Here is a 2,735-nt window from a genome sequence, read left to right as displayed (position 1 = left end):
CGCGCCAGCGGTGCGGAGCACTAGCCTGTCCAGTTGGGGAGTGGTTCTGCTGCTGGTGGGCCTATTGCAATGGGCAGGGCGGGTAGCTCTGGGTGGGTCAGAGCGCTTTTTTTGGGGAGTGCCTGCGGAGCTGTGGCAGCGAAGTGCAGATGGCATAGGGTCGGTGCTGGTGGGATCCAGCTACTTGGCGTTTTTGCTGCAACGGCTCCCCGAGTTGTCTGCGACTGGTGAACAATCCTTTGGCTGGCTGTGGCTGCTGGTGCCTCTTGTTTTGACGGCAGCTCAGGTATTGGCCCTGCCCCCCCTGGAGTTCATGCCCCGCTGGCTGCAGAGCCCAGAGCAAGGGGGATTGGGATCCCTTTCCTGGCGGCAGGGGATCCCAGTGCGGGGATCCCTGCGTCTTTGGGCCGTGCTCTCGCTGGTGATGGCGCAGTTGCTCACCTTGGGCAGGCCGGGCCCGGATCTGCTCGGGCTAGGGCTGGGGTTGCTGCTGCTAGCTACCCAGGTGTGGCTATGGGCTTGTCCCTTGCCAAGTTCCCCTACTCCTGGAGCAGAGGGGGAAGCCCTGCTGGCGGTGGCCTTCGGCTCAGGGTTCGGCCTGGTGGGGATCAGCCGGCTCTTGCCGACACTTACGGAAGCGGAATGGCTGCTGGTCTTGGCAGCGCTGCTGTTGCTCTTGAGCGGCTGTCGCTACGGCATCCGGCACCTCTCTTCTCGCCTGCAAGCCGCTTACCGGCCAGCCCTGGATGGCTGGGGTATACCCTTGGGGTTGGTGCTCTTGCTCTCCCTAACGTTGCCCACCGCGGCGGCCCTCTTCACCCCTTCCTCGCCCCCTGCTTTCTCGGCAGCCATACCGCTGGCCTCTGGGGTTACCTGGCTGGCCATTGGTCTCCGACTTTGGGTAGAGGTTGCTCCGGTCTTCTCTGCTCCCATTGCCGAGACGGGATCCTCTCCGACCCTCCCCCCTAGCGCTAGCGGGACGGAGTCCTCTCCGACAGGGGATGCCCCTGAAATTGCCCAAGCCCTTTCATCTGGCCAGATCAAGGGTCAGATGGATGGGTTGTTGTACGGGCTGGGCTGGGCTTTGGAGCTACTGGCGGCAAGCGGCGTGTTGTGGGCTGTGCAGGGATCCCGTCCTGTTGCCCCTCTGCTTGCCGTCATCAATCTAAGCCTGGGGATCCTCTTTTGGATTGGGCCGGAAAAACTCTTGCTTGAGGGGGCCGCTCGCGCTGGCGGGACAAAGTCTTTGGGGGGGCAGCTCCTGCAACAGGTCAGGGCCCTGAGCTTCTGGCGGACGGGGCCTTTGATCTATGCAGGGTTGGGCTGGCTGGGATCCCATGCCCAGTGGAGTGAGGTAACGGGCTTGGGCAGCTTAGGTCTCTCCATCGTGTTGCTGGGCCTGGGGCGTCGACAGGCGGTCCAACGGGCGCAAGAGCAAGGCCGGGAAGACCTCCGTCCTGCCAACTGGAAAGGGCTCCTGGGCGCTTGGGGCGTGTCTGTGGCCGCCTACGAGAGCTGGGTTTACTTCCTCAGCCAGCGAACTGGGGGATCCCTGGCAAATGGGTTGGTGTTGATCGCTCTGTTAGGGCTGAGCTTGGCCTGGGGCTACGGCTTTTGTCCCCCTTGGCTGGCGGCGACCCTGCAGCTTAAAAGAGCTGGGTTGCGCTGGATGGCCTTGGCCAACTGGGCTCTGGCCAGCCTTGTCCTCTGGTCTGCCCTTTTCGATCCTCGCCTCAGCCGTTGGGGACAGCTCCTCTGGGTGCTGACGGGATCCGGCCTGGTGGCCTATGCCGCCGGACAGGCGAGAACCTCAACTCTAGAATCTCCAACAGAGCAAAATTGGGTGCCAACGGTCTGGGGTTACCTCAGTGCATGGCAAGGAGCTGGGGTTCTGCTGGGCGGTGTGTTCCTGGGGCTGCCGCAGCTATCCATAGCGCGATGGGCCGGATCCCTGCTCTGTGGGCTGGGGCTGGTTTACCATGGCTTGCCCTGGCGACGGTGGGGCTGGCCGGCGGCTCCTTGGCAGAATACAGCCTTGGTGCTGCCCCTGGCCGCTTTTCTGGTAACCGCGGGAGGAAATAACACCCTTAATCTGCTGCTGGGGGCAACCTACTATGCCCTGCTGGCTATCTGGAGATCCCAAGTGCGCCTGGGCTATGTCAGCCTGTTCTTGAGCAACTGGATCCTGTGGAGTTACGGCTGGCATCAGGATTGGGCTTCCCTGACGTTCTATGCCCTGCCCCTGGTGGGATCCCTGCTCTATGTGGCCCAGGTGGATCCGGGATTACAGGAAACCAACGGACGGCGGGGGCGGCATTGGCTGCGGCTGGTTTCCTTGGGCACATGGCTGCTGGTGGTGCTGGTGGAAACTCACGGGCAACGGTGGACGGGCTTTTGGCCGGTAGGGTTGGGTTTGGCCTTGGGTCTGCTGGGCTTGGCCTTGCGGGTAAGAGCCTATCTCTTCGTGGGCACGCTGGCCTTTGGGCTGGGGATCCTGCGGCAGGGATGGCTGTTGGTAACAACTGATGCGCTGCTGCTCTGGGCCACTGGGATCCTGCTGGGCCTGCTTCTGATTTGGACGGCAGCCAATCTTGAAGGGCGTCGAGAAGAGGTGGGATCCCGCCTCTCCGCTTGGCTAGGGCAACTGCAGAGCTGGGAATGAAAGAATCCTGAGTCCAGCCAATCTGAGCAGGATCAACTTGAGGAGGGCTGACCTGTTCGCGACAGCGGTGCGG

Annotated in this window: 1 pseudogene; it reads left to right on the top strand. The window is 62.7% G+C overall.

Going from position 1 to position 2,735, the window contains the following annotated elements:
- Nucleotides 1–2,662: pseudogene (locus NW819_RS11590) on the top strand (hypothetical protein); the annotation flags it as partial.
- Nucleotides 2,663–2,735 lie beyond the last annotated feature (73 nt).

It is taken from the genome of Synechococcus sp. R8-2, assembly GCF_047461715.1.
In the GTDB taxonomy this organism is placed as follows: domain Bacteria; phylum Cyanobacteriota; class Cyanobacteriia; order Thermostichales; family Thermostichaceae; genus Thermostichus.
The sequence above is the reverse complement of the archived record's forward strand: the minus strand, read 5'-3'. Positions and strand labels throughout refer to the sequence as shown.